This window comes from Kribbella jejuensis (assembly GCF_006715085.1).
In the GTDB taxonomy this organism is placed as follows: domain Bacteria; phylum Actinomycetota; class Actinomycetes; order Propionibacteriales; family Kribbellaceae; genus Kribbella; species Kribbella jejuensis.
Genome location: NZ_VFMM01000002.1, coordinates 738548 through 763723, shown reverse-complemented (window position 1 = coordinate 763723; position 25176 = coordinate 738548). Strand labels below are relative to the sequence as shown.

Here is a 25176-nt window from a genome sequence, read left to right as displayed (position 1 = left end):
TGGCCTCATCAGGAGCAGCTCGATTCGTTGCCGAGGTCGGTGCAGAGCTGGCGTTGCGGTACGACGCCCGCGTAGATCCGCAGGTCGTCGACGAGACCGTTGTAAGGGCTGAGCCCGGCCGCCTGGCCTCCGACAACCGTCTTGCCCGTCGTGAACGGCGTGGTGAAGCTGTCGATCCCGCCGTCACCGGATCGGTCTGCGACCTGGAGGACGATCTGGCCGCTGGCAGCGTCGTACTTCGCGACCAGCGCGTTCCAGTCGTCGGCGGTGAACTGGTTCGTCGGCTGTGTCACCTCGGTGACCGTTCCGGTCGACAAGTCGGCGGAGGAGCGCGAGAAGACCCACACGCCGGCGTCGTCGACGGTCGGCCGGTACTCCAGCCGCCACGAATCCTTCACCGATCCTGCCTGGCGGACGATCACCTGCGGTTTGGTGGTGTCCGTGATCTTGACCCAGGCCGTCACCGTGAAGCTTGCCGAGGCGTCGACCAGAGGCCGGGGCAGCGAGACGCCTTCCGTGCTCTTGCCGGTGGTGGCCAGCACCCGCCCGCGTTCGAGATCCTGGACGACGGCCGAGCTCTGGTCTGTCGTATCGCCGAAGCCGCTGACGATCATGTTCGACCCGTAGACGGACTCACCGGTCCGCCAGACCCCGTCGGTACCGGCCGAGACGTTGTCGAACGGGTAGTACGCCGTCAGCCCCGCGACGGGTTCGTCGTTGCCGGACGGGCCGGTGCGCGGGTCGGCTGCAGCCCGTGCCTCGGCGGCAGACAGGACGCGTGGGTAGATCTTCACGTCGTCGATACCTCCGGGGAAGACGCCTTTAGCGGTACCGACGCGGTAGGAACCGACCTCGACCGTCCCGGCGGCTTTCCACGGTGTGTGGGTGAACGTCGACGTACCTTGCAGGCGGCCGTTGACGTAGAGCTGGACGGTCTTGTTGCCTGCGTCGACCACACCGAGCAGATGTGTCCAGGCAGACATGACCGGCGGAGCGATGGAATCGACTCGCGCCTGTGCAGCAGTCCAGGAGTCCGAGACGTTCTGGTAGAACGTCCATCGACCGGCGGATGCGGCGTACCTCAGGACCCCGCCGTACGCAGCGCTGCCGGTGATCGCCACGATGCCGGAGTCGTTCGCCGCGGTGGGGCGGACCCATGCCGAGATGGTGAAGCTTCCTGACGTGTCGACCACCTGTCCGGCGACACTCGCCCGGTTGTCACCACCATCCTGCCCGTTGAAGACCAACGATCCACCGACGCGGCCGGCGTCGTCGAACTGCGCACCTGTGACGGTCAGCGGATGATTGCTGTTCGAGGAGTCAGCGGCCGTTCCCCCGCTGCCCTCGTCGAGGGACCAGGCCGCGACCGGAGGCAGGCCAGGACCGACGTTGATCCGGAAAAGCTGGTACCCACTTTCGTGGGCCACAGCGTCGTGGCTCTTGGCGTTGAAAGCCACCCACCCTTGTGCCGGTGTAACCAGAGAGACCGTGACGGACCGGCCGTTGACCTTTGTCAACGACGCTCCGTCGAATCCGTAGCTGAGGGCAACTACATCGGTGCTCGTCGAGGAGATCGTGTAGGTGACCTTCGCACCGAACGGAACAATCTCCGGGCAGACGCCGGCCTGTGTGGGGTCGAGACAGTCCGTCAGCGAGGTGCCGTTGTAGCTGGCCGTGATGGTTGGTTTCGGCGGTGGTGTGGTGTCGATCTTGAAGTAACACGTGCCCGACCAGGCCGACGCCAAGGTGCCCCCTTCGATGGCATAAAGGGTTCGGGCCCGGTAGGTGTAAAGGGCCCCGGTCGAGAGGCCGGTCGGCGCAAGCGGCTTGACCAGCACGCCGGGCAAGACGGTCGTGCTCTGCGTGTACCAGATCTGCTGGGACTGGCTGATGATCTGGAACTGGACGACGATCGCGGCACTGGTGTCACCGGTGCCGACGCGTCCCTTGCCGGACAACTGCGGCCGCAGCGAGCCTACGACCATCGGGTTGGTCGCCGTCGCGCACGGGCCCGGTACATCGGACTGTGTCGCGGAACCCAGCTCGTACGCGGGAAGCGGGTACGCGACGTACTTGATCGTGAGCAGGCCGGTGCTGTCGAACTGCTTCCACGCGATCTCGTCCGTCTCGTCGGTTGCGCGCAACCTGAAGGTCGCGGTCCGGCCGTTGGCGGTCGAGGTGTACTGCACGGAGTTCGTCACGTCGACCTCGACGCCGGCGTCCGGACAGCTGGAGTTGTAACCGTGAGCCTCGTTGAACGACGCGACATCCGCCTGACTCGCGGGTTGCTGGTTCCAGGTTGTGGCCGACGAGATCGGGCCGGTCCGGGACACAGTCACCGAGCGGGGAGAGCAGCTCGCGGAGTGCACCTCGTAGGTCTTCAGCGATGCCGAGAGAATCTTCTTGTTGGTGTAGGGCGAAACGTCGAACTGGAAGAACGAGCGGACGATCTTGTTCTGCTCGAAACCCTCGTACCCGACCCCGAGGGTGTGACTGGTCTGCCAGAACGACGTGGTCGGGTAGAGCTGCCACGCGGCCGTCCAGCCGTTCCGGTTGACGGCCTTGATCATCGGATCCAGCACCACCGGGAAGACTGTCGCCGGCCCGGCCAGCAGTTCTTGATCGGGGACGAAGGTGAGGCCGTTGCGGCTGCCGTCGAATCTCATCAGGGCCCGCTTGGCCTGCCCGCCCGGCCCTTCGGCGACCGTCGCGGCACTCGACCGGGACTTGCTCGCCGCCGAACCGGTCGAGTCCCACATCATCGCCTCGCCGGTGCTGAGCACTTGCTTGCCGGAGGCATCGACGTACGCCGGCCGGCCCGGCTGGGTCGCTCGTAGTTCGAGATTCTGTGTCGCCACCGGGAACGTCACGCTCCGCAGTGCCGGGTTCTCGGCGGCCGACCGGGTCTTGACGACCAGGTTGTAGCTGAAGCCTTCCGCGGTGGCCTCGACGACCAGGTCGACTCCGTTGAGAACGTCGTCGTACGTGGCCTTCGAACCGTCGACCGTCGGAGTCGGCAGCGACCACGGCGACTTCAGCTCGAACACTCCGTCGGCGCGGTGAAAGCGCGCGAGTACGCCCGTTCCGCCGTTCGAGAACGCCACATCAGTGGTCGAGGCGCGCGGCGCGAGCATGCCGTCCTGCCGCACCGCGAGCGTCGTGTCGATCGCAGTCCAACCCGAGTCCTTGTGGACCCGCACCGGGCGGTTCGAGAGCTCGGCGCTCAACGTACCGCCGGGATTCGCGACCGTCCGTGAGTACTCCGTGGTTTTGTCCTCGATCTCGACCGGCGCGTTGTACTGCGCCGCCAGCCGGGACGCTTCGCCGATGCTCTTCGCGGACTTCGGCGGACTGGTCGGCTTGGCCGCTTGGCTTGCCGGAGTTGCGACCAGAGCGGCAGTGAGAACCGCCAGGATCGACAGCAGACCCACCTGCCGCGTGAATGCGCGCAGGGACCACCTGTTGGACGTCATGAAACCCCACCCCTGAAGTGACAACAGCCGAACTGCCAGCACCCCCGAGGTGCGCCTCTCAGGAACCTGAGGGCATGCTGAGGATCACTGATGACCACTCAGCGAGTCAACAAAATTGCAGGAAGTGACATAACTCGCCGAGAGCGATGGCGTTCGGCGCGGAATTGTGCTTGTCGCGAGTTGGCTATGCGCAGATCGCGGCGCTAGAGCTTGAGGGTGCGGGGTTCGGCGGGGGTCACTCGGCCGCCGACTGTGGCGTGGGTTGGGGGGTGCCAGGTGGTTTGGAGGTGGGAGCCGGCGCCCTGGATGACGTGGAGGGCGCGCCTCAGGTGGGCGGTTAGTTGGGTGACCGCGGAGCCGGTGGCTTCGTCTTCTTCTACGTTCATGGCGGGGGCGAAGGCTCGGGCTCGGATGATGGCGGCGGGTTTGTCTTGCCAGGACCAGAGGTAGGTGTGGCCGGCCGTGTAGGAGAACGGGGTGGCTGTGAGGACGTCCTCGGGGGTGGGGAGTTCGTGCCAGTCCCAGGTGCTGCCCCAGGTGGTGTTGGCGCGGACGGAGAAGAGGTCTCCGGTGCGGGTGACCTGGATGGGGCCGGCTGGGACGTGGAGGGTGCCTACCGGGTGGCCGTGGGTGTGGAGGTAGGCGGCGGCGCCGACGGTGGGGTGGCCAGCGAAGGGCATTTCTCCGGTGGCGGAGTAGATGCGCAGCGTGCCGGTGGCGGCGTCGTCGACGTACACGGTTTCGCTGTAGCCGAGGGCCGCGGCGACCGCCTGGCGGTCGGGCTCGGGGACGAGGGCACCGTCGACGATGCCGAGCGGGTTGCCGAACCGGCCGTCGGGGTCGGTGAAGACCCGGACGACCTCGACGTGCAGGTCAGTCAACTATTCGGTCAGTTAGAGGACGGCGATCGCGGCGATGACGGCGATCAGGATCACCACGGCGCCGATGACCGCGAGGATGCGGCCGTTGAGCTTCGGCTCGGTCCTGGCCTCGGTCTGGCCCTCGTTGACGAAGGCGCGGAACATCTGCGTGCTCGCGCCCGGGTCCTGCTCGTTCTCCGTGTTCTGCAGGTTCTGCGGGACGTTCTGGTCAGCCATGGCCCAAGACCCTACCTGCCGCCGGTGGACAGCCGCAGACGGCCCACCGAAGCCTCACACAGACCTGATGTACCATTTGGTACATGCGCTTCGATCACTCCACCACGATCCAGGCCGCGCCCGAGCGGGTCTGGGAGGTCTTCAGCGATGTCGAGCGGTGGCCCGACTGGACCCCGACCGTCGATTCCGTCGAGCGGCTGGACGCGGGCCGGATCCACGTCGGCGCCCGGACCCGGATCCGCCAGCCCAAGCTCCCGGTGGCGGTCTGGGAGGTAACCGAACTCAAGGAAGGCGAGTACTTCGAATGGGTCTCGAAGGCTCCCGGCATCAAGACCACCGGCGGCCACCGCGTGATCGGTACGCCGCAAGGCACGGTCGCGACCGCGACGATCATCCAGGAGGGCCTACTCGGCTGGCTGTTCGGAAGGCTCTACGCCAAACTCACCAAGAACTACATCGCCACCGAGACGACCAAGCTCAAGGAGATCTGTGAGTCGCGACAGTCTGCTGGCTGACGCGGTCGAGCACTTCGCGAAGAACGGGATCGGCGACGCGAGCCTGCGCACTATCGCGACCTCCATCGGTACCAGCCATCGGATGCTGATCTACCACTTCGGCTCGCGGGAGGGCCTGCTCGCCGAAGTGGTCCGTACCGTCGAACAGCAACAACGCGACCTGCTCGCCACCTTGGCGGACCTGCCCGTCGAGGAGCAGGCCGAGCAGTTCTGGCGCCGCGTGACCGAGGCCGCGCTCGTGTACGGGCCGCTGTTCTTCGAGCTGAGCGCGCACGCGATGCAGGACCTGCCGTACACCGAGTCGCTCAAGGCGGACCTGATCAACGTCTGGCTGCCGCCGCTGATCGAGCTGTGCATCCGGGCCGGCCTCCCCGCCGACCAGGCACCCGCGTACGCGCGGCTCGGTCTGGCGGCGTCCCGCGGCCTGCTGTTCGACCTGTTGCTGACCGGCGATCACGCGGGCGTCGACGAGGCGTCCGCGCTGCTCAACCGCCTATTCACTCTCCCGGCTCAGTAGGCAGCTCGACCCGGCCCGCCACGATCGGCAGCCGCGATTCCCGCAGTACGGCGACGAACGCGAACGGCCGGTCGAACGTGACCTCGAGCCGCCGCTCCTGCCGGGTGATCATCGCGGCCCGCGTCATCGCCATCGCGGTCACCGCCGCCGCCTCGAACCCGGTCGCGAAGAACCGTGCGAGCACCCGCTGCTTGGCCTGATCGATCCGCAACGGCGTCGGGCTGAGCGCACTGAAATGCCCACGCGCACCCGGATCCGACGACACCGTCGTCAACCCGAACAAGTCCCGCAGCTGCAGCAGGTCGTGCTCCACGTCGATACTGAACGACGGCACCGACAGTTTCACCTCGGGCCGCGACGAGGTCGTCTGCCCGATCCGCACGCCGGGCGCTACCTCCGCCCCGACCTCCCCGGCCTCGATCAGCTCGGCCCCGGACAGTCCGCCATCGGGGTGAGCAGCGAGCAGATCAGGGAGTACGTCGCCCCGCCCGATCCCGAGCAGTACGTCGACGTCCGCGTCTCCACGTACCGTGACCACGGTCAGGTCCTCGTACCGCCGTACCGATTCGAGGTCCGGGTCGGAGCGCTCCAGCCAATGCCACGAGCCGGCCCATGGGCCGTCGGGCACCCGGCGGACCTGCTCGGTGAACGGGCGGACCCACTTCGTCCGCAGCAGGATCGCCGACGCGAGCAGCAGCTCGACACCGGCGTCCAGGTCGACCGGCATCGAGCGGATCAGGTCGTCGGTGTGTTCGGCGGCCCAGGCATCCAGCTTCGGCTTGTCGACGCTCGGGTTCCCGGTCAGCGTTCCGACCAGCGGCGCCGGCATCACGCTGTCGAACGTCTCGGCGAGCTTCAGCTGCTCGTCCACCCACACGCCCAGCGCGGCGTGCAGATCGTCGGACGCCTCGATCGCCTCGACCAGCCGGACCGCATCGGTCGCGGCGCTCGCCGGATCGACCCCGGCGGCCTCGGCGAGCTCCGCGCGTCCCGGCTCGTCCGCCCCGGTCGCGAGCAGTGCGAGCAACGGCCACACCCCGAGCCCGGCCACGACGGTGTTCTCCGCGGGCAGCGTCCGCGCCCAGCGGCTGGTGAGTTCGCTGACCGCACGCACCACGTCGGCATCCATACCCTCCACCCTGCCACGCCCGGACGCCCAATCCATCACAATCGCGCCGCGCTCACACATCTTCGCGCATCCGCGTTCCATCGACATGAAGCGCACAGTCGAGCCCAAGGTCCTGTACTTCGGTACACCGGTCGTCCTGATCAGCTCGCTCAACCCGGACGGAAGTACGAACCTCGCCCCGATGTCGTCCGCGTGGTGGCTCGGGTACACCGCGATGCTCGGAATGGGTACCAGCGCCCAGACCGTGAAGAACCTCATCGAACGGCCGGAGATCGTGCTGAACCTGGTCGATCCGGACATGGTCGCCGCGCTCGACCGGATCGCGCTGCTCACCGGCTCGGAGGAGATGTCCGACGCCAAGCGGGCTCGCGGGTACCGCTACGAGCCCGACAAGTTCGCGGCCGGCGGGCTGACCCGCGAGCCTTCGTCGAACGGTCCGGACGGTGTTGCCGAGAGCCCGATCAACCTGGAGGGCACGATCCAGGCGATCCACGAGATCGGTGGACCCGACTCGCACCTGTGCTCGCTGGAGATGCGGGTCGAGCGGGTCCAGGTCCGCGAGGACCTGCTGATGAGCAACGACCGCTACATCGACCCGCTGCGCTGGGACCCGCTGATCATGAAGTTCACCGAATACTTCGCCGGCGGCGCCCCGGCCTACCCGTCATCCCTCGCCCGCGGCTGGCAGATGCCGCCGATGGCCGTCTCAAACACCATGTCGAGCGCCGCATCAGGCAGCTGAGTCGACCAGTTCGCCGGACTCGGCCGCGGTGCGCCGGGTCCGGCGGCGGACGATCGTGCACGCCATCCCGCCGATCACGAGCACCGCGGCGATCCCCTGCTGCGGCCCGACCGCCTCGCCGCGCAGTACCCAGGCCGCCGACATCCCGACGACCGGCACCAGCAGCGAGAACGGCGCGACGGTGCTGGCGTCGTACTGCCGCAACAGGTAACCCCAGACACCGAACCCGAACAGCGTGGCCGCAAAAGCGAGGTAGGCGATCGCTCCGACCCCGCTCCACCGAATGTCGCGCAGCGCGTCGGCGTCGGCGCGCGGTCCCTCGGTGAGGAGCGAGAGCAGCAGGAGCGGTACGACGGCCACGGCGCTGACCCACACCATGAAGCGCAGCGTGTCCGGCGGCTTGGCGTACCGGGTGATCGTGTTCGACACGCCCCAGAACCCGGCGGCGACGATCACCAGCGCGAGCGCCCCGAGCGGCGCCGACAGTTGCTGGTCCAGGACGATCAGCGCGATCCCGAGACAGGCGATCACGATGCCGGCGAGCTGCGCCGGCCGCGGGCGTTCCCGCAGTACTGCGATCGCGAACAGGACCGTGAAGATCACCTGGCTCTGCAGTACGAGCGACGCCAGGCCAGCCGGTACGCCGTGGTTCATCGCGATGAACAGCAGGCCGAATTTCGCCACGCCGAGCGCGAGCCCGACGCCGACGACGTACCGCCACGGAACGCGCGGCTTGCCGAGTACGAAGATCGCCGGTACGGCGGCGAAGAAGAATCGCAGCGCGGACAGCAGCAGCGGCGGTACGCCCTCCAGACCGACCTCGATGACGACGAAGTTGATGCCCCAGACAACGACGACGGCAAGGGCGAGGGCGAGGTCACGAGGCTTCATACGGTCCAGTGTCGGCGGGAGTACACTTAAGAACCAGCACTGGTTGCTACCGCTATCGATGTAGGAGCGCTACATGATCGATCTCGGCCGGTTGCGCGCCCTGCATGCCGTCGCGCAGTACGGATCGGTCAACCGCGCGGCCGAGGTGCTCGGGTACACGCCCTCCGCGGTGTCGCAGCAGCTGGCCAAACTCGAGCGCGAGACGCGGACCACGCTGGTCGAGCGGCAGGGTCGTGGGATCGTGCTGACCGACGCGGCCCGGCAGTTGGCGACGACCGCGGGGCGGATCCTGGAGTTGGTCGAGGACGCCGAACTGACCCTGGAGGAGCAGCGCGGACAGGCGATCGGGACGCTGAGCATCGCCGCGTTCCCGACCGCGGCGCGCGGACTGCTGCCGTCGGCGCTGGCGCGACTGGTCGACGACCACGCTGATCTCGACGTCCGGGTCCTGGAGACGGATCCGTTCGAAGCCGTGGCCGCGGTGAATCGGGGCGAGATCGACATCGCGATCGTCCACGATTGGCACAACACCCCACTCGGCCTTCCGGAGGGACTGTCGCGGGTCAAGCTCGGCGTCGACCCGGCCGACGTACTAGTGCCTGCCTCACATCGCCTGGCAGGCAAGGAGTTCGTGCGCGCGGAGGATCTCGTCGGCGAACGGTGGATCTGCCAGCCGGTCGGGTCGATCTGCCACGAATGGCTGATCCGGACCATGCGCCGCGCGGGCGTCGAACCCGACGTCGCATACTCGGTCGCGGAGTACCAGACCCAGCTCGCGATGCTGGCCCGCGGCCTCGGCATCGGCCTGCTCCCCCGCCTCGGCCGCGGCCCGGTACCCGAGGGCGTGGTCGTCGTACCGCTGCAACCCGCCCCGACCCGACGCCTCTACGCCGTCTGGCGCACGACCACGTCCCGCCGCCCCGCGATCACCGTCACGCTCGCCACCCTGAAGGCCGCCTGGCCGAACCGCGACACCGCGTGAACCACTGACCGTCACATAACCGCGCTGAGCGTTCCACCAGCGAGCGCCCGCAGCTTCGCCTCGGTCTCGTCGTCGGCCGCCGTGTAGACGGTCGCGCGGAGTTGGCCGAGTTGGGACAGCCACAGGTTGACCGGCTCGATCCGCAGTACGCCGGCGGTCGCGTTCTCGAGCAGCTTGATCCGCGTACTCGGAGCGGCCACCTCGTACCGCTCCCAGAGCTCCGCGAACAGCGGTGACCTGGCGAGCAACCGCTCGAGCAGGTCCTGCCAGGCCGCCTCTCCTACGTGGTCGGCCATCGCCGCCCGGAATCCGGCGACCATGTGCAGCTTCATCGACTCGGACTCGAGGAAGTTGCAGCGCCACTCGCGCGACACGAACGTCACCCAGAGCATGTTCCGCTCCTCGACCGGGATCTCGCGCAGGTCGAGCACCACCCGGCAGTACGCCTCGTTGAACGCGAGGATGTCGTACCGGGCGTTCAGCACGATCGCCGGGTACGGCGTGACCGCGTCGAGCGTCTTCTGAACCGACGGCGGCAGCACCGCGCATTCGCCCCGGGCGGGGCCGACCTGCAGCCCGGCGAGCGTGAAGAGGTGGTTGCGCTCCTGCCGGTCGAGGCGCAGTGTGTCCGCGACCGCTTCGAGCACCTGCGCCGAGACGTTGATGTCGCGGCCCTGCTCCAGCCACGTGTACCAGGTGACGCCCACACCGGCGAGCAGCGCGACCTCCTCGCGGCGCAGTCCCGGCGTACGACGCCGGCCGCCCGGGGCGAACCCGACCTCGTCCGGCCGGATGCGTTCCCGGCGACTGCGCAAGAACACCCCGAGCTCGTGCCGCTGCTGCCTCTTGTCGGCAGCAGTTCTGTCGGTGGTGGCTGGGAGAGTGTTCATGGCACCATCATGACCGGAGGTGGAGACTGGTTCCAGGTGGTGTGAATACCAGGATAAACAGACTCTTAGTACCCGGATGCGACCGCCCGCAAGCTGAGGGCATGACAGATCAGCTCCAAGCCGTCACCGGCCCGGCGGCGACCCGATCGCGGGCCGCCGCATCCCCGCTCGGCCCGGTGGCGCTGACCACCTTGCTCTTCGGCGCCTTCCTGCCGATGCTCTCCTTCTTCATCATCAACGTCGCGCTGCCCGCGATCGGTTCGGACCTGCACGCCGGCTCCGGCGAGCTGCAGTTGGTCGTCGGCAGCTACGGCATCGCGAACGCCACGCTGCTCGTCGTCGGCGGCCGCCTCGGCGACGGGTTCGGCCGCAAGCGGCTGTTCCTGGTCGGCCTGACCGGCTTCACCGTGATGTCCCTGATCTGCGCGATCGCGCCGACGATCGGCGTACTGCTCGCCGCCCGGGTCGTCCAGGGCGCTGCGGCCGCAGCCATGACGCCGCAGGTCCTGGCGTCGATCTCCGCGCTGCTCGCCGGTGAGCACCGGGCCCGGGCGATGGCGATGTTCGGCGTCGCGGGCGGTGCCGCGGCCGCCCTCGGGCAGATCCTCGGCGGCGTGCTGATCGAGGCGAACGTCTTCAACCTCGGGTGGCGGGCCGTGTTCCTGGTCAACGTACCGGTCGGTCTGCTGGCCATCGCCGCCGCGTTCCGGGTGCTACCGGAGACCAAGGCGGACCGGGCACAGCGTGTGGACCTGATCGGGGCCGCCCTGCTCGCGCTGACGTTGGTACTGCTGCTCCTGCCGCTCACCGAAGGCCGTCCGCTCGGCTGGCCGCTCTGGACCTGGATCTGCCTCGCCGCCAGCGTTCCTGCTGTCGCGGTGCTCGGTCTGCACCAGCACCGGTCAGAGCGCTCCGGCCATGCTCCGCTGATCCCGCCGACGGTACTGCGGCTGCGTGCGATGCGGATCGGCCTGCTGCTGGCGGTCGCGTTCTTCACGACGTTCGGTGGCTTCATGTTCGTCTTCGCGTTCGCGACGCAGGGCGAGGCGCACATGTCGCCGCTGGAAGGCGGTCTGAGCCTGCTCCCGCTGGCCGTCGGCTTCCTGATCACCTCGATCTACGGGCCGCGCCTGCAGGTCCGCTACGGCGCAGGGCTCATCCTGCGCGGCTGGCTCATCCAGGCCGTCGGCTACGCGCTGCTCGCCGTGGTGGCGCTGACCCTGTGGCCGCACGTGGATCCGTTGCGCCTCGCCGTTCCGATGCTGGTCGCGGGCTTCGGCTCCGGTCTCGTCATGGTTCCGCTGATCGGCGTGGTCCTCAGCCAGGTTCCGCCGGCGCAGGCAGGACTCGGCAGCGGCATCCTGCTCACTAGCCAGCAGACCTGCCTGGCGCTAGGAGCAGCAACGGTCGGTACGGCGTACCTGTCCATCGCCGGCTCCAACTGGGGCCAGGGCGGCGCACTCGCAACCGTAGCGCTCGCGATCACCGCCATCTCGGTGCTGATGGCGCCGGTCACGCACCAGTTGCGGTCCAGTGGGAAGGGCGCGTAAGAACCTTCGGAAGTCTGGTTGTTCGGTCGCCTCGTGCGGCGTTGACCTGGGACTGGGTGAGGAACAGGGCACCCGTCAGGTCGGCGCCGCAGAGGTCGGCGTCGCGCAGGTCGGCGCCGATCAGATCGGCCTGGCGGAGATTGGCTTCGCGGAGGTCGGCGGCGATCAGGTAGGCGCCGCGGAGGTCGGCCTTGGAGAGGTCCGCCTTGTGGAGGCGGGCTCCGATCAGGTCGGCGCCGCGGCGGTCCTTCTTCTTCGGTTGGTGGCCGCGGACCGACCGGCTCGTTTCCAGGAGTACCTCGTTGACGGCCGCGCGTTCGGCGGCCACGTCGACGTCGGCGAGGTTCGGCGTACGGCAGACACGTTCGACGCGGTCGATCGCCGGTTGCGCGTTCGCGTTGTATTCAAGGGCTTCCGTCAGGTACCAGAGCAGCTCGTGCAGCTGGCGCAGGATCGGAAGCGCGGCGAACATCTCCGGCCCGCGTTTCGTCAACTCCTGCCCGGCGCCGAAGCAGTCGTACACCGTGCAGCCTTGGAAGCCCTTGCTGCGCAGCTGACTGTGGATCGTGCAGCGGTGATCGTCGCTCAGGTTCGGGCACGGTTCACCCGCCGGCTTGTCGATCGCGAAGTCGGCGGATTTCGCGAACGTCAGGACGACACAGCAGAGGCCGACGCAGTTACCGCAGTCGGCGCTGAGCCTGCTGCGGGGGTCAGTTCTGGTCGGCAACCGTCTGGCCGGTCCGGCGCCAGCGGATGCCGGCCTCGATGAAGTCGTCGATCTCGCCGTCGAACACCCCGGAGGTGTTCCCGGACTCGTACTGCGTGCGCAGGTCCTTCACCATCTGGTACGGGTGCAGGACGTACGACCGCATCTGGTCGCCCCACGAACCGGCCACGTCACCACGCAGCGCGTCCAACTGCGCGCGCTCCTCGGCCTTCTTCAGCGCGAGCAGCTTTGCCTTCAGAATGACCATCGCGCTGGCCTTGTTCTGCAGCTGGGACTTCTCGTTCTGGCAGGAGACCACGGTGCCGGTCGGGATGTGCGTGATCCGTACTGCGGAGTCGGTGGTGTTGACGCTCTGCCCACCCGGCCCGGACGAGCGGTACACGTCGATCCGCAGCTCTTCTTCCGGTACGTCGATCTCGTCGGTCTGCTCGAGCACCGGAACCACCTCGACCGCGGCGAACGACGTCTGCCGGCGGCCCTGGTTGTCGAACGGGGAGATCCGCACCAGCCGGTGGGTGCCCGACTCCACACTCAGCGTCCCGTACGCGTACGGCGCCTTGACCCCGAAGGTGGTCGACTTGATTCCCGCCTCTTCGGCGTACGACGTGTCGTAGACCTCGGTGGGATAGCCGTGCCGCTCGGCCCAGCGCAGGTACATCCGCTGCAGCATCTCGGCGAAGTCGGCCGCATCCACACCGCCCGCACCCGAGCGGATCGTGACGAGGGCCTCACGTTCGTCGTACTCGCCGGACAGCAGGGTGCGGACCTCGAGCGACTGGATCGCCTTGGCGACCGAGCCGATCTCCTTCTCCGCCTCGGCCAGGCTGTCCGCGTCGTTCTCCTCGCGGCCCAGCTCGATCAGCGCTTCGAGGTCGTCGAGCCGGCCGCGCAGACCGCTGACCCGCTCGACGTCGGCCTGCAGGCTGGACAGCCGCGACGTCACCTTCTGCGCGTTCGCCTGGTCGTCCCACAGGTCAGGCGCGGCGACGGCCTCACCGAGCTCCGCGATCTCCTTGCGCAGGGCAGGGAGATCCATCACCTTCTCGATCGAGGTCAACGTCGCGTCGAGCTGCTTGAGCTCCGCGTCAAAATCCAGTCCAGCCACAGCCAAGCAGCTTAGCTCAGCCAAGACCGCGACGAAGAACGGCGAAGACTTGGGTGACCGCGGCTTCCAGCTCGCGCTGTGCCTCGTCGAGCTCCTCGGGTGACGCGTCGTCGGGCAGCAGCGTCATCAACCTCTCCTCGAGCACCTTCTGGGCGGCGGCGTACAGGGCCGCGGTCAGGCGGTTCCGCAGGTGATCCGGCGACCTCTCGTCGAGCGCCTCGGTCAGCGATCGCTCGAGCTCCTCGGCGGTCAGCCGACGGCGGGCGAGCAGCGCGGGACTGCCCTCGATCGTGCGCACGAACTGCTTCCAAGTGGCCAGATGCCCGACCGCCAAGCGCTCCCGAATCTCCTGCAGGTACTGCGTTTCGAGCACGTCAACCGGGTCCGCATCCGCCGGCGCCTCGCGGATCGCGCGGGCCGGCCCCGTCCACCATCCCACCTCGTCGAAGAACAGATCCTCCTTCGCCGGGAAGTGGTTGAACACGGTCTGTACGGCGACGTCCGCGGCCCGTGCCACGTCCGCGACGGTGACTGCGTCGAACCCGCGCTCGAGGAACAGACCGGTGGCCACATCCGAGATGGCCTGCCGCGTCTGCTGCTTCTTGCGCTCCCGCCGCCCTAGCTCCATTGCGCTGACTCTACTGGATCTGCTTTACTGACACCATTCTTGTAGTCAATACATCTTTGGAGCATCTCCAATGACGATTCTCGTCACCGGCGGTCGCGGCGCGATCGCCCGCGCCGTCACCGCCGCGCTGATCGACGCCGGACAGGACGTCCGCGTCGCCAGCCGCGAGCCATCCGCCGTCCCGTCGGCCGTCGCGTATGACGCCGCCGACCCGGCACCCGCCCTGCAGGGCATCAGCCAGGTCTTCCTGTACTCCGACGCGTCGACGGCACCCGCCTTCGTGGCCGCGGCCGAGGCGGCCGGCGTGAAGCAGGTCGTCCTGCTCTCGTCGCTGTCCGCCCTCGACGGCCCCGAGGACCCACACGCGAAGACCGAACGGGTGATCACCAGGGGTTCGTACGCGACGACCCTCTTGCAGCCCGGCGCGTTCATGAGCAACGCGAAGTACTGGGCGCATCAGGTTCGCGCGACCGGCCAGATCCGGCTGCCGTACCTCGACGCCGAGGAGGCGCCGATCCACGAGCGCGACATCGCCGAGGCCGCGGTCCGCGTCCTGCTCGACGGTCCGGGCAGCGGCCATGACGGCCGCGGATACCCAATGACCGGTCCGGAGTCGATGACCCGCCGGCACCAGATCGAGATGGTCACGGCGGTGACCGGCGTACCGATCGAGGCCGTCGACCTCACCCCGGACGAGGCCCGCGCCGAGATGCGCATGCGCGACGAAGGCCAACGCGAAACCCTGCTCGCCTACTGGGCATCCCGCGTCGGCGCGCCCGCCCCCATCGAACCCGGCGTCGAACTCCTCACCGGCCACACCGCCCGCTCTTTCACCACCTGGCTCACCGACAACCCGGGCCTCTTCGACTGACTGTCCGGTGAGCGGGCTGACGCCATCGCGCGAGCCGCTCGTGAGCTGGTCAGCGGGTTGGCGCCGCGGCGCGGGCTGTTTGAGGTGGTCAGCGGATCGGGACGATTGCGGCGGACTCGGAGGCCACGTCGGCGGAGGTGGGGAAGCCCGGTGGGCGGAACGGGAGCTCGGTGGTGGACGTGAGGCGGACGGTCACCGTCGTACCCTCGACGTCGACCGACCAGTCCAGGTTGTCGAATCTGTTGCTGGCGGCAACCTCATCGAGGTAGTCCGCGGTCAGCCGGCGAGCCTGGTCCGGGTCGATCGCCGCGTTGCCGCCGGCACCGGGCTGCGCATAGACCGCGGCCAGACCGTTCGCGGCGGCGAGCACGGCCCCGTCCGCAGTGGCGTCCAGATCACGGCGGACCAGGAACGCCTTGGAAATGTCGGTCACCACGACGACCATCATCAGGATCACGACGGTGAAGCCGATGATCAGCACAGTCATCTGACCGTCCTCGCCACGCTTCCGGCGTCTCATCCGTTGCCCCTGGCTTCGCGGTAGTCGCCGAAGGCTTCGGTGTGTGAGGCGCTGATCCGGATCGCGGGCGGTTCGCCGCCGAGCGCGTCCGGGATCAACGGCAAGCGCACCTTCGTCTCCAACGTGACCGTGACGGTCGAACCCGGCTGCAGACAGGCCGGATTGCAGGTGATCGAAAGCTCGTCGTCATTGAGCTCCATACCCTGGTCCTTCATCGCAAGCCGCGCCGCCGAGAACGCGCGCGCCCGCGCCTCGTCCTCGGACACCCCGTCCGGGACGATCACGAACGCCCGCCCGGCGGCCCGCGTCGCGGCCGTCGCGCCGTACGACGCCCGCTGTACGTCGAAGACGCCGAGCATCATGTACACCAGCGGCACCATCAACAGGATCGCGAGCCACGAGAACTCCACGACGGCGCTGCCGCGCTCGTCCCGCCGTCGCCGTACCCACGCCGTGGCCCACCGGGCCGCCCGCCGCGGCATCACTCGCCGGTCTCCTTCACCGCGTGACCTTCGACGGCGAACGAGATCCCCGGTCCCCACAGCCCGAGCGGCGGCATGTGCGCGTGCACCGACACCACGACGCCGGGCTGCCCGTCGATATCGGTCGTGTCCGCGGACACCGAGTCGATCAGGTTGTCCGCGACCACACCGCCGATCAATTGCCGGGTCCGGTCCGCACCGTCGGCCGGTGCCCGGTTCAGCACGGCCGCGTAGTGCGCACCCTCGGAGGCGGCGGCGGTCACGGTGTTGCGCACGTACAAGAACAGGCCGACCTGGAGGATGCCGAGGAACAACGGCACCAGGATCGTCGACACCAGCACGAAGTCGACAACAGCCGCTCCCCGCTCACCGCGGGCTTTCCGCATTATTTATTGGTGACCGACGACAGAGCGTCGCTGAGCATCTTGGCGAGCTGGTCGCCGGCTAGCTTCCAGATCGCGACGACCAGGCCGGCCGTCATCACGGTGATCAGCACCCAGCCGGGTACGTCGCCGCGCTCGGTCCGCGCCGGACGTGGCTTCAGCAGCAACGTCACGAACAGCCTCGTCAAATACAGGGACATGACCTCTCCTCAGTTCATCCGGCGATCAGCCGGATTCCGACAGCGCCCGGGTAGAAGGCGAACGCGATGGTCACCGGAAGGACCAGGAAGATCACCGGGACCATCATGGCGACCTCACGGCGGGCACCGGACTCGATCAGCTCGCGGCGCCCGGCTTCCCGGATGTCACCGGCCTGCGCCCGCAGTACGTCGGCCAGCGGGGTGCCGCGCTCCAGCGCCACCGCCAGCCCGTCCGCGAAGCGCGACAGCGCCAGCAACCCGGTCCGGTCCGCGAGCGCGTCGAGCGCGCGGACCAGGGTTTCTCCTGCCCTGGTCTCCGCCAGGACACGTTTCAGTTCGTTCGCCAGCTCGCCGCGGGAGGTCCGCGCGACCCGGTCGAGGGCCGCGGCCGGACCTTCACCGGCAGCCACCGACAACGCGAGCAGTTCGGCAACGGTCGGCAGCTCCGCCAGCAATCGCCGTTCGCGTCGCCGTACCTGGGTCGACAGATACGTGTCTCGCCCGAGCACCGCGGTGATGCCGAGCACGAGGCAGAACACCAGCAGCGCAACCGGATCCCCGAGACCGACCGCGACCGCGATGATCGAGATCACGAGCCCGGCGCCGAACGCGATCGCACCCCAGAGCAACTGCTCGATCCGGAACTCCTCGACCGTGCGGTCCAGCCCGGCCCGCTGGAGTCTTCGGCGGATCGTGTTCGCGCCACCGAGGATCCGCTCCAGCCGCTGCGCCGCCGACCGCAGCGACGGGCCGAACAACCGCAGGATCGCGTAGAACGGCGACCGCGAGTCGACCACGCCGACGAATACGTCCGGCGCCCCGAGATCACGCAGGTACGGCGAGATCCGCTCGTCGACACTCGGCTTGCGCAGGAACGGCAACCGGACGACGACGAGCAACAGCCCCGCGCCGAGCACCGCGCCGAGGAAACCACCGAGCAGCATCGGGCTCATCGCAGCACCCGCTCGGGCTCGGGCAGCCGGCCGATCCGCAGCATTACCCGGTACGCGATCACGCAGACGACCGCGCCGGCCGCGATGATCGCCGCGCCGACGGGCGAGTTGTACCGCTGGATGACGTCGCCCTGGAACGACAGCAACAGCAGCACCAGCCACGGCGCCGCCACCGCGACCCGAGCCCCGTTCACCGACCACGATTGCCGGGACTCGAGCTCGGACCTGGTCCGCGCGTCGTCGCGCAGGAACGACGACAGCGACCGCAGCAGCCGTCCGAGGTCACCACCACCGACTTCTCGCGCGATCCGCAACGCCTCCACCACGCGGTCACCGACCGGGTCGGCGAGCCGCGCCTTCAACCGGTCGAGCGACTCCGCGAACCGGCCGGTCGACGCGTAGTCCGCACCGAACCGCCGGAACGGATCGCGCAACGGCAACGGTCCGCGCTCGCCCACCTGAGCCAGCGCCTCCGACAACGACAGGCCTGCCCGCACCGCGGACGCGATGTTGTCCACCACGTCCGGCCACAGCTCGCGGAACTCGGCCAGCCGCTTCCGCGCCCGCGACCGGACGATCGCGATCGGCACCCAGCCGGCCATCACCGCGAAAACCAATGCCACCGGCAACGTTTTCGACACCGCGAACATCAACAGGAACGAGACCAGCGCCAGGATCACGCAAGCGCCCATGAACGCGCCCGGCGTCAGCCCCTCGATACCTGCGCTCGCGAGCAGGTCCCGGGCCTTGCCGCGCACCCGCCCGTCCGAACCGGGCACGACCTCGGCCGGGGCCACGAACGACGCGATGATCAGCAGCAGCCCGACCCCGAAGAACAGCCCGATCAGCAGCCCCATCAGCGCGCCCCTCGCGGCAGCTCGGTCAGCAGCCCGGCCACGTTGTACCCGGCCTGCTGGAACCGCTCCGGATGCGGCAACTGCCCCTCGGCGCGACGCAGATACCCGTCGTGCGTCGAGAACAGCGTCTCCGTCTCGATCGCCTGCTCCTCCACGCGCCCGGTGACCGCGACGATCTCCCGCACCCGCCGGCGCCCGTCCGCGGCAACGCCGAGGTGGACGACGAGGTCGACGCAACCGGCCACCGTCGGCAGCACGAACCGCGAGCCGATGTTCTCCCCCGCAAGAAGCGGCAGCGTGCACATCTTGGTCAGCGCCTCGCGCGCAGAGTTCGCATGGATCGTGCACATCCCGGGCAGGCCGCTGTTCAGCGCGAGCAGGAGATCGAGGCACTCCTCGCCGCGGACCTCGCCGACGATCACCCGGGACGGCCGCATCCGCAGCGACTCCTTCACCAGGTCCCGCAGCCGCACCTCACCGGTACCCTCGAGCCCCGCCTGCCGGGTCTGCATCGACACCCAGTCGGGGATCGGCAGCTTGATCTCGAAGACCTCCTCGCAGCTGATCACCCGCTCACTGCCCGGGATCGAACCGGCCAGCGCGTTGAGCATCGTGGTCTTGCCGGCCTGGGTGCCACCGGAGACCAGCACATTGAGGCCGACGGCAACGGATGCCTCGAGCACGGCGGCCGCGTGCGGCGTCAGCGAACCGAGCTGGACCATGTCACTCAGCCGGGTCGCCCGGACGGTGAACTTGCGGATGTTGATCGCGGCGTACCGCTGGGTGATGCCGCCGAGGACGATGTGCACCCGGCTGCCGTCCGGCAGGCGCGCGTCGGTGAACGGCTGCGACACGTCGATCCGGCGGCCGGTGGTCTTCAGCATCCGCTCGACCAGATCGCTGACCTCCTCCTCGGTCAGCACGGTCGTGGTCAACTCGTGCCGGCCCTCGCGGGCGATGAACACCCGGCTCGGCTCGTTGATCCAGATCTCCTCGACGGTCGGATCGTCCAGGTAGCGCTGCAGCGGCCCGAAGCCCGCGACCCGGTCGTGCACCTCCCGGCTGACCGCCTCCAGGTCTGCGATCGGCGGCACCACGCCGGTCAGGCTGCGCTCGTCGTACTCCCGGACGACGGTGGCGACGATCGCGTTGACCGCACCGGGATCGCGCAGCGGATCGATCCCCTCCCGCCGGACCACGTCCCGGACCTGGGCGTCGATCAGCTCGATGGCGCCGTTCCAACTCGAACGGTGCGCGTCGAGCCTGTCCGCAGTCATCGATCTCCCCGTGTAGGTCCCCAGTGGCGACCCACGCTCGGTCACCGTGCGCGACATCCTTTCAACTCGCGCGCACCGGGCGCCACTCGTGTTCGCCGTGCCTGTGGACAACCGTGACACGCGGATGGCTCACTCACCGTATCGATCCGCTAACGGCCAGGTCCAGAATTCTGCAGCTTGTTGCAATCCGGCAGGCTCAGCGGTGGACCAGTGTGTGCTCGAACGAGTACCGGCTCGCGCGGTACAGGTGCGACCCGTACTCAACGGGCTGCCCGTGGTCGTCGTACGTGATCCGGGTGGTCGCCAGCAGCGGAGAGCCTGGCTCTTCCGCCAGGAGGCGCGCCTGCTCCACGGTTGCCGGTGTCGCGGAGATGGTCTGGTGTGCGACCTTCAGCCGGACCCCTTCTGCGCGGAGCAGTTGGTAGAGCCCACGCTCGGCCAGCGTCGCGGGGTCGGTCTCCAGTATCTCGGGTGGCAGCCAATTGCGCATGAAGGCCAGTGGCTCGCCGTCAGCTCGCCGGAGGCGTTCCAGCCTGAGCACCCGGTCGCCCTGTTCGCGCTGCAGTGCAGTAGCAACCTCTGCGGTCGCAGGAGAGATACCGAAGCGCAGTACTTCGGTCTCGGGCTTGCGGTGGGCTGCCGCGAGGTCGTCGTACAGGCTGGTCAGCTCCAGCGAACGACGTACCTGTCCAGAACTCCCGACCACCTGGGTGCCGACGCCACGCTTTCTCACCAGCAGGCCCTGGTCGACCAGTCTGGCGATCGCTTGCCGCACGGTCGGCCGGCTGAGCCCGTACGCCTCGGCCAGGTCCACCTCGTTGCTCAGCCGGGACCCGACGGGCAGTTCGCCGCCCTGGATGGCCGCCTCCAGCTGCTGCGCCAACTGCACGTGCAACGGCGTACGGCTGTTCCGATCGACCTGGACCTGGACGGTACTCATGGGCTCATCCTGAAGGCTGGACCGGAATCCGTCGAGCCGCCGTCGGGATTTGATCAGACCTGCCGTACCGGTGAACGTTCGATGAATCGCGTCCGGATCACGGGCAACCGGTGTCCGGCGGCGCCGCCCGTCAGGCAGGATGGCGCGTTCCCCGCCGGATCCGCGAGCTACTCTTACCGGCGGAACACGCCCCCGCGGGGTTCACCCGTGCGGCCGACCCTCGAAGGAGAAGGCATGGAACCGTTGCGGATCGGCATCCTCGGTGCCGCCCGGATCGCCGGCCGGGCCATCGTCGAGCCGGCCAAGCTGACCGGCGCCCGGCTGGTCGCGGTGGCCGCGCGCGACACCGACCGGGCCGAGGCCTTCGCCGCCGAGCACGGGGTCGAACGGGTCCATCCGTCGTACCAGGCACTGATCGACGATCCCGAGATCGAAGCGATCTACAACCCGCTGGCCAACGGGCTGCACGGCCCGTGGAACCTGCGAGCGCTGGCGGCCGGCAAACACGTACTCACGGAGAAGCCGTCGGCCAGCAACGCCGCCGAGGCTTTGCAAGTGCGGGAGGCCGTCCACGCATCCGGGCTGGTGTTCATGGAGGCCTTCCACTACGCGTACCACCCGGTGATGCGGCGGCTGCAGGAACTGGTCGCCAAGGGCGAGCTGGGGGACCTGCAGCACGTCGAGGCGACCATGGTGATGCCTCCGCCGGCTGACGACGACCCGCGCTGGTCGCTGCCGCTGGCTGGTGGCGCGGTGATGGATGTGGGTTGCTACGCGCTCCATGCGCAGCGCATGTTCGGGCAGTACGCCGGTGGTGCACCCAAGCTGCTCAGTGCGCGAGCAGGTGAACGCAAGCGCATGCCTGGTGTCGACGAGTGGCTCAACGCCGACCTGGAGTTCCCAAGTGGTGCGACGGGGACCGTGCGCACCAGCATGGCTGCCGAGAACGTCGAGTTCAGCCTCAAGGTCGTCGGCAGCCGTGGCGAGGCGTTCGCGCCGTTCTACGTGCTGCCGCAGAACGACGACCGCGTGATCGTGACGACGAAGGAAGACACCTGGGTCGAGCACCTCGGCACGCGTACGTCGTACACGTACCAACTGGAGGCGTTCGCCGGCGCGATCCGCAACGGTGCCCCGCTGCTCACCGACGCCGACGACGCACTGGCCACGATGGAGCTCATCGACGAGTGCTACGGCGCCGCCGGGATGGCGCCGCGGCCGTCGTCCACGATCTGATCGTTGCGGCCGGCAACGGCATGCGCGAACGCCTGCACGAACGGGTGTGGACGCGTGCCGTCACCGGCCAGCTCCGGCTGGAACAGCGTCGCCAGGAAGAACGGGTGACCGGGTAGCTCCGCAATCCTCGGTTCGCCCTCGTCGTCGTACCCGCTGAACACCATGCCGTGCTCCCGCAACAGGTCGAGCCTGCTGCTGTCCAGACCGTACGAGCAGTGGTAGCGCTCCATCGACCGCTCGACGCCGAGCAACTGCGCTGCCTTGGTGTTCGGCGTCACCTGTACGGCGCCTTCGTGACCTGCGAGCGAACACTGCAGCGGGACGATCAGCAGGTCGTCGGCGTCCGGCGTGGTTTCACCGTGCTGTACGCCGGTCGCACCGCAGACGTTGCGCGCGAACTCGAGCATCGCGTGCTGGAAACCGGCACAGGTACCGAGGAACGGGATGCCCTGCTCGCGGGCCGTGCGGACGGCTTGGATCGCTCCGGCTTCGCTGTTGTACGGGCTGCCCGGGAGCAGCCACACCCCGTCGAAGCCTTCGACCGACTCGCCGGTCGGTACCCAATAGACGTCGAGGTCGAGGTGGTCGCGTTCCTTGAGCTCCCGGAGCAGACCGGGGATCCGGGCATGGGAGCGAACATGCGGCGAGCGGTCACCGACCAAGGCGAGGCGTCCGGAGTAAGCGTTCATGGGTCCATCCTGAGCGTGAGCTGCGCATCAGCGCCAACGATGATGTCTGCATGGTCGATCAGAGATACTGATACTCGTGGATCCCCATCTGCTGCGGACCTTCGTCGCGGTCGCCGAGTGCGGCTCGTTCTCGGCCGCCGCCACGCAACTCGGCTACACCCAGTCGGCTGTCTCGCACCATATCGCCGCCCTCGAAACCGACCTGGGCACGCCACTCCTCCACCGCCGTCCCGTGACCCCGACCCCAGCCGGCGAACGCCTCCTCGAACACGCCGGCCCGCTCCTGCTCCGCCTGGACGCCGCCCGAGCCGACGTACGCCGAACCGTCACCGCCGCACCCACCACGCTCGCCCTCGCAGCCTCCCCGCTGGCAGCACCTTCCCTGGTCGGCCTACTGGCCGAACTACGCCGTACCTATCCGGGAACGGAGATCTCGCTCACCATCTGCAGCCGAGCCCAGGTCGTCGCAGGCGTGGCCGCCGGCACCTTCACCCTCGCCACCACCGACGGCATCGCCGCCCCCAGCGACCCCCTCCGCCTCTCAGACACCATCCACCTCCGCACCACCCCCCTCACCCACGAAGCCCTCGTAGTAGCCCTCCCCAAACACCACCCCCTAGCCCGCCCGACAACCCCCCATCCGCCCAACACCCTGCCGGACCCCCGGAGTGGGCTGTCCCTGGGGGACCTGGTTGACGCGCGGTGGATCGACGCGCCTGCCCTCGCCGCCCCACTGCCCGCCCTCCGCGCCGCCGCCGGCTCCGACGCGATCCGCCCGGCCTTCACCTACACCGGCACCGACCTCCGCACGCTGCACACCCTGATTGCAGCCGGCCACGGCCTCGCCGTCCTCCCCCGCTCAGCAGTCCCCCAGGAGCTCGCCGCGATCCCCCTCACCAGCCCCCACCTGGTACACCGCATCGAGCTCCTCCACGGCCACCTCTCCGACCCAGCAGCCAAAGCCCTGGCCGCCGCTCTCTCAAACGACCAGTAGTTGCTCAAGGCCCCGACAAGTCATCGGCCGATCGAGGACGCCGACCGCTTCCCGCTCCGCGAAGATCGCCCGGTCCGCATCCCCCGGATCGATCGCCTCACAGATCGCGTTGTACGCCCAGTTGAGCCACCCGCTGATCGCCACCGCGAACGACCCGATTCCGAGCGACGGCCACTCCCGAACCTCCCGATACCCGTCTCGGAAAGCCTCCACCCCCTTGAGATTCAGCTCCGGCCGCGACACCCACTGGGTCAGCGCGGACCCCACCTCGAGCTCAGGCGTGAGCGAACCGGCGAAGTCCCACTCCATCACGATCAACCCGCCGTCACGCCCCAGCCGGACATGCGTCGGGATCAGATTGCGATTGCACAGCATCAGCTCCCGCGACACATCGAGCTCGATCGCACCCAACTCCCGGAATGTCGGCAGCAGTGCATCCAGCCGCTCGGCCCACGGCTTCCCGGCAGCACGCGCACGACCGAGCAGTTGGTCCCACTCAGTGTCGGCGCGGCGATCGACCAGGTAGCCGTGAATCGGTGCATCGCTCGGCATCGCCAACGCATGCAGCGTCCCGAGCGTCGCGCCCACTCGTTGCGCCAACGCCGCCGACACCGGCAGCACTGGCGACGGCCCGACCTCGAGCCATTCGTGGACACGCCAGTTATCACCGCGAACGTTCTCCACCAACCTCCCGTGCGGGCTTCGCGCAGGTGTCGGCGCCGCCACGCCCGCGCTCGTCGCCGCGTCGCGTAGCCGGGCACCGATTTCGGCCTGTTCGTTGGTGATCCAGTGGTAGACCGTGACCGCGAGCCACCGTCCGCGATCCGTGGAGATGTCCCAGCAACGCCCCATCGCCGTGAACACGACCGGTTTGGCGGGCGCCGCCACCTTCCCGAGCCCGAACACCTCCGCCAGCTCCTCAGCCAACCCAGCAGGTGCTGCGAGCGAATCCGCCACCCGACGCTCGACTTCCGCCTTCAACGCGGGCCAGTCCCGTACGCCGTACTCCGCGGCCAGTGCCCGCTGCGCTTCTGCGAGCGACGTGTCCGGCCGGGAATCACGCAGTACGGCCAGAAGATCCTTGGCTTCCTTGCGCAGGTACTCGATGCTGGGCCGATCCGGCAGCAGTTTCACAACGCGTCCTCTCGCACCCGGACTCGCACGGGTCTCAAGAGAGCGTCATCAACTGCGCTCGGTTCAGGAGTTGAGGTGGCTTCAAGCCTTCCGGCGAGTCTCGACGCGCCCTCACACGCGCCGACGACGGTACCCAACCTCCCGTCGCCGGTCAACGGCCGCTGTCCCGGACGGCGTCGGCCGCCCGGGAAACTGGTTGGCCACAGCGATCGTGTTCCGAGCTGTCTCGCCGGGACTCGTGGTCCGGCGGGCGCTACTTCCGCGTCTGTTTGGTCGGCGGGATGATTGCGCTGTCGCTCGGGCTGGCTTTGGGCTGTTTGGGTTGCTTGGGTTTGCGGACTTCGCGTCCGCCCTTGTTCTTGGCCATGACGCACTCCTGGGCTTGCTGATCGCG

General features: G+C 68.5%; 27 protein-coding genes. 8 read left to right on the top strand and 19 right to left on the bottom strand.

Annotated elements, in window-relative coordinates:
* Positions 1–8: 8 nt before the first annotated feature.
* From FB475_RS23590 to FB475_RS23580, 3 genes are all read right to left on the bottom strand, one after another.
* Complete coding sequence (locus tag FB475_RS23590) at positions 9–3473, bottom strand: LamG-like jellyroll fold domain-containing protein (RefSeq protein ID WP_141858744.1); 3465 nt, start codon at positions 3471–3473, stop codon at positions 9–11.
* A 203-nt stretch (positions 3474–3676) separates the two neighbouring features.
* Entirely contained in the window at positions 3677–4354 is a 678-nt protein-coding gene (locus FB475_RS23585) for a PhzF family phenazine biosynthesis protein (RefSeq protein WP_141858743.1), read from the bottom strand.
* Between the two features lie 12 nt (positions 4355–4366).
* Positions 4367–4570 (bottom strand): hypothetical protein, encoded by a 204-nt coding sequence (locus FB475_RS23580; protein ID WP_141858742.1) that lies wholly within the window; start codon positions 4568–4570, stop codon positions 4367–4369.
* Between the two features lie 83 nt (positions 4571–4653).
* Here FB475_RS23580 and FB475_RS23575 point away from each other — a divergent pair, with 83 nt between their 5' ends.
* Both FB475_RS23575 and FB475_RS23570 read left to right on the top strand, forming a co-directional pair.
* Positions 4654–5085 (top strand): SRPBCC family protein, encoded by a 432-nt coding sequence (locus FB475_RS23575; protein ID WP_141858741.1) that lies wholly within the window; start codon positions 4654–4656, stop codon positions 5083–5085.
* Positions 5060–5602, top strand: coding sequence for a TetR/AcrR family transcriptional regulator (locus FB475_RS23570; protein WP_141858740.1), 543 nt, complete (start codon positions 5060–5062; stop codon positions 5600–5602). Before FB475_RS23575 ends, FB475_RS23570 begins: the two co-directional genes overlap by 26 nt.
* Here FB475_RS23570 and FB475_RS23565 read toward each other — a convergent pair.
* The gene (locus FB475_RS23565) at positions 5583–6731 is read right to left on the bottom strand and encodes a serpin family protein (protein WP_141858739.1); all 1149 of its coding nucleotides are present in this window, start codon (positions 6729–6731) and stop codon (positions 5583–5585) included. The genes FB475_RS23570 and FB475_RS23565 overlap by 20 nt on opposite strands.
* Before the next feature lie 85 nt (positions 6732–6816).
* Between FB475_RS23565 and FB475_RS23560 the strand changes: the two genes are divergently transcribed.
* Positions 6817–7473, top strand: coding sequence for a flavin reductase family protein (locus FB475_RS23560; protein ID WP_141858738.1), 657 nt, complete (start codon positions 6817–6819; stop codon positions 7471–7473).
* Here FB475_RS23560 and FB475_RS23555 read toward each other — a convergent pair.
* Positions 7462–8364, bottom strand: a complete 903-nt coding sequence (locus tag FB475_RS23555; RefSeq protein ID WP_141858737.1) for an EamA family transporter — start codon at positions 8362–8364, stop codon at positions 7462–7464. The genes FB475_RS23560 and FB475_RS23555 overlap by 12 nt on opposite strands.
* Before the next feature lie 73 nt (positions 8365–8437).
* Between FB475_RS23555 and FB475_RS23550 the strand changes: the two genes are divergently transcribed.
* Positions 8438–9346 carry a LysR family transcriptional regulator gene (locus FB475_RS23550; RefSeq protein ID WP_141858736.1) on the top strand — a complete coding sequence of 303 codons (909 nt, stop codon included), beginning with the start codon at positions 8438–8440 and terminating at the stop codon, positions 9344–9346.
* Positions 9347–9357: 11 nt separating this feature from the next.
* On the opposite strand, the gene FB475_RS23545 is transcribed toward FB475_RS23550, so the two are convergent.
* Positions 9358–10236, bottom strand: a complete 879-nt coding sequence (locus tag FB475_RS23545) for a helix-turn-helix transcriptional regulator (protein WP_141858735.1) — start codon at positions 10234–10236, stop codon at positions 9358–9360.
* A gap of 101 nt (positions 10237–10337) precedes the next feature.
* On the opposite strand from FB475_RS23545, the gene FB475_RS23540 reads away from it, so the two are divergent.
* Positions 10338–11786 (top strand): MFS transporter, encoded by a 1449-nt coding sequence (locus FB475_RS23540; RefSeq protein ID WP_141858734.1) that lies wholly within the window; start codon positions 10338–10340, stop codon positions 11784–11786.
* Here FB475_RS23540 and FB475_RS23535 read toward each other — a convergent pair.
* The 3 genes from FB475_RS23535 to FB475_RS23525 are packed head-to-tail and all read right to left on the bottom strand — an operon-like array spanning position 11749 to position 14246.
* A complete protein-coding gene (locus tag FB475_RS23535) occupies positions 11749–12513 on the bottom strand; it encodes a pentapeptide repeat-containing protein (RefSeq protein WP_141858733.1) in 765 nt (254 codons plus the stop codon). The genes FB475_RS23540 and FB475_RS23535 overlap by 38 nt on opposite strands.
* Entirely contained in the window at positions 12497–13618 is a 1122-nt protein-coding gene (prfB, locus tag FB475_RS23530) for a peptide chain release factor 2 (RefSeq protein ID WP_141858732.1), read from the bottom strand. The genes FB475_RS23535 and prfB overlap by 17 nt, the downstream gene beginning before the upstream one ends.
* A 16-nt stretch (positions 13619–13634) precedes the next feature.
* A complete protein-coding gene (locus FB475_RS23525) occupies positions 13635–14246 on the bottom strand; it encodes a TetR/AcrR family transcriptional regulator (protein ID WP_141858731.1) in 612 nt (203 codons plus the stop codon).
* 70 nt (positions 14247–14316) lie between these two features.
* Between FB475_RS23525 and FB475_RS23520 the strand changes: the two genes are divergently transcribed.
* On the top strand, positions 14317–15117 hold the full coding sequence (locus FB475_RS23520) for an NAD(P)H-binding protein (protein WP_141858730.1): 801 nt from the start codon (positions 14317–14319) through the stop codon (positions 15115–15117).
* An 88-nt stretch (positions 15118–15205) separates the two neighbouring features.
* Here the strand turns inward: FB475_RS23520 and FB475_RS23515 are convergent, their stop codons facing one another.
* From FB475_RS23515 to FB475_RS23480, 8 genes are all read right to left on the bottom strand, one after another.
* Positions 15206–15604 (bottom strand): pilus assembly protein TadG-related protein, encoded by a 399-nt coding sequence (locus FB475_RS23515; RefSeq protein WP_141858729.1) that lies wholly within the window; start codon positions 15602–15604, stop codon positions 15206–15208.
* Positions 15605–15633: 29 nt separating this feature from the next.
* Positions 15634–16119 (bottom strand): TadE/TadG family type IV pilus assembly protein, encoded by a 486-nt coding sequence (locus FB475_RS23510; RefSeq protein WP_141858728.1) that lies wholly within the window; start codon positions 16117–16119, stop codon positions 15634–15636.
* A complete protein-coding gene (locus FB475_RS23505; RefSeq protein WP_141858727.1) occupies positions 16119–16505 on the bottom strand; it encodes a TadE/TadG family type IV pilus assembly protein in 387 nt (128 codons plus the stop codon). Before FB475_RS23505 ends, FB475_RS23510 begins: the two co-directional genes overlap by 1 nt.
* Complete coding sequence (locus FB475_RS23500) at positions 16505–16702, bottom strand: hypothetical protein (RefSeq protein ID WP_141858726.1); 198 nt, start codon at positions 16700–16702, stop codon at positions 16505–16507. The genes FB475_RS23505 and FB475_RS23500 overlap by 1 nt, the downstream gene beginning before the upstream one ends.
* Positions 16703–16716: 14 nt before the next feature.
* On the bottom strand, positions 16717–17655 hold the full coding sequence (locus tag FB475_RS23495; RefSeq protein WP_141858725.1) for a type II secretion system F family protein: 939 nt from the start codon (positions 17653–17655) through the stop codon (positions 16717–16719).
* Positions 17652–18512: a type II secretion system F family protein gene (locus tag FB475_RS23490; protein ID WP_141858724.1), complete on the bottom strand. Its 861-nt coding sequence runs from the start codon at positions 18510–18512 to the stop codon at positions 17652–17654. The genes FB475_RS23495 and FB475_RS23490 overlap by 4 nt, the downstream gene beginning before the upstream one ends.
* Positions 18512–19789, bottom strand: a complete 1278-nt coding sequence (locus FB475_RS23485) for a TadA family conjugal transfer-associated ATPase (RefSeq protein WP_141858723.1) — start codon at positions 19787–19789, stop codon at positions 18512–18514. The genes FB475_RS23490 and FB475_RS23485 overlap by 1 nt, the downstream gene beginning before the upstream one ends.
* Positions 19790–19985: 196 nt before the next feature.
* The gene (locus FB475_RS23480; RefSeq protein WP_141858722.1) at positions 19986–20729 is read right to left on the bottom strand and encodes a GntR family transcriptional regulator; all 744 of its coding nucleotides are present in this window, start codon (positions 20727–20729) and stop codon (positions 19986–19988) included.
* Between the two features lie 234 nt (positions 20730–20963).
* Here FB475_RS23480 and FB475_RS23475 point away from each other — a divergent pair, with 234 nt between their 5' ends.
* On the top strand, positions 20964–21965 hold the full coding sequence (locus FB475_RS23475; protein ID WP_141858721.1) for a Gfo/Idh/MocA family protein: 1002 nt from the start codon (positions 20964–20966) through the stop codon (positions 21963–21965).
* Here the strand turns inward: FB475_RS23475 and FB475_RS23470 are convergent.
* Positions 21920–22654: a CTP synthase C-terminal region-related (seleno)protein gene (locus tag FB475_RS23470; protein WP_141858720.1), complete on the bottom strand. Its 735-nt coding sequence runs from the start codon at positions 22652–22654 to the stop codon at positions 21920–21922. The genes FB475_RS23475 and FB475_RS23470 overlap by 46 nt on opposite strands.
* A gap of 76 nt (positions 22655–22730) precedes the next feature.
* Here FB475_RS23470 and FB475_RS23465 point away from each other — a divergent pair, with 76 nt between their 5' ends.
* Positions 22731–23648, top strand: a complete 918-nt coding sequence (locus tag FB475_RS23465; protein ID WP_141858719.1) for a LysR family transcriptional regulator — start codon at positions 22731–22733, stop codon at positions 23646–23648.
* Here FB475_RS23465 and FB475_RS23460 read toward each other — a convergent pair.
* Entirely contained in the window at positions 23634–24782 is a 1149-nt protein-coding gene (locus tag FB475_RS23460; protein ID WP_141858718.1) for an aminoglycoside phosphotransferase/kinase family protein, read from the bottom strand. The two genes, FB475_RS23465 and FB475_RS23460, sit on opposite strands and share 15 nt — an antisense overlap.
* Between the last annotated feature and the right edge of the window lie 394 nt (positions 24783–25176).

Coding starts and splice junctions, on each gene's coding strand:
- FB475_RS23590 (WP_141858744.1), bottom strand. CDS start 3,473: ATGACGTCCAACAGGTGGTCCCTGCGCGCATTCACGCGGCAGGTGGGT.
- FB475_RS23580 (WP_141858742.1), bottom strand. CDS start 4,570: ATGGCTGACCAGAACGTCCCGCAGAACCTGCAGAACACGGAGAACGAG.
- FB475_RS23575 (WP_141858741.1), top strand. CDS start 4,654: ATGCGCTTCGATCACTCCACCACGATCCAGGCCGCGCCCGAGCGGGTC.
- FB475_RS23565 (WP_141858739.1), bottom strand. CDS start 6,731: ATGGATGCCGACGTGGTGCGTGCGGTCAGCGAACTCACCAGCCGCTGG.
- FB475_RS23560 (WP_141858738.1), top strand. CDS start 6,817: ATGAAGCGCACAGTCGAGCCCAAGGTCCTGTACTTCGGTACACCGGTC.
- FB475_RS23555 (WP_141858737.1), bottom strand. CDS start 8,364: ATGAAGCCTCGTGACCTCGCCCTCGCCCTTGCCGTCGTCGTTGTCTGG.
- FB475_RS23550 (WP_141858736.1), top strand. CDS start 8,438: ATGATCGATCTCGGCCGGTTGCGCGCCCTGCATGCCGTCGCGCAGTAC.
- FB475_RS23545 (WP_141858735.1), bottom strand. CDS start 10,236: ATGAACACTCTCCCAGCCACCACCGACAGAACTGCTGCCGACAAGAGG.
- FB475_RS23540 (WP_141858734.1), top strand. CDS start 10,338: ATGACAGATCAGCTCCAAGCCGTCACCGGCCCGGCGGCGACCCGATCG.
- FB475_RS23525 (WP_141858731.1), bottom strand. CDS start 14,246: ATGGAGCTAGGGCGGCGGGAGCGCAAGAAGCAGCAGACGCGGCAGGCC.
- FB475_RS23520 (WP_141858730.1), top strand. CDS start 14,317: ATGACGATTCTCGTCACCGGCGGTCGCGGCGCGATCGCCCGCGCCGTC.
- FB475_RS23515 (WP_141858729.1), bottom strand. CDS start 15,604: ATGACTGTGCTGATCATCGGCTTCACCGTCGTGATCCTGATGATGGTC.
- FB475_RS23510 (WP_141858728.1), bottom strand. CDS start 16,119: ATGCCGCGGCGGGCGGCCCGGTGGGCCACGGCGTGGGTACGGCGACGG.
- FB475_RS23505 (WP_141858727.1), bottom strand. CDS start 16,505: ATGCGGAAAGCCCGCGGTGAGCGGGGAGCGGCTGTTGTCGACTTCGTG.
- FB475_RS23500 (WP_141858726.1), bottom strand. CDS start 16,702: ATGTCCCTGTATTTGACGAGGCTGTTCGTGACGTTGCTGCTGAAGCCA.
- FB475_RS23495 (WP_141858725.1), bottom strand. CDS start 17,655: ATGAGCCCGATGCTGCTCGGTGGTTTCCTCGGCGCGGTGCTCGGCGCG.
- FB475_RS23490 (WP_141858724.1), bottom strand. CDS start 18,512: ATGGGGCTGCTGATCGGGCTGTTCTTCGGGGTCGGGCTGCTGCTGATC.
- FB475_RS23485 (WP_141858723.1), bottom strand. CDS start 19,789: ATGACTGCGGACAGGCTCGACGCGCACCGTTCGAGTTGGAACGGCGCC.
- FB475_RS23480 (WP_141858722.1), bottom strand. CDS start 20,729: ATGAGTACCGTCCAGGTCCAGGTCGATCGGAACAGCCGTACGCCGTTG.
- FB475_RS23475 (WP_141858721.1), top strand. CDS start 20,964: ATGGAACCGTTGCGGATCGGCATCCTCGGTGCCGCCCGGATCGCCGGC.
- FB475_RS23470 (WP_141858720.1), bottom strand. CDS start 22,654: ATGAACGCTTACTCCGGACGCCTCGCCTTGGTCGGTGACCGCTCGCCG.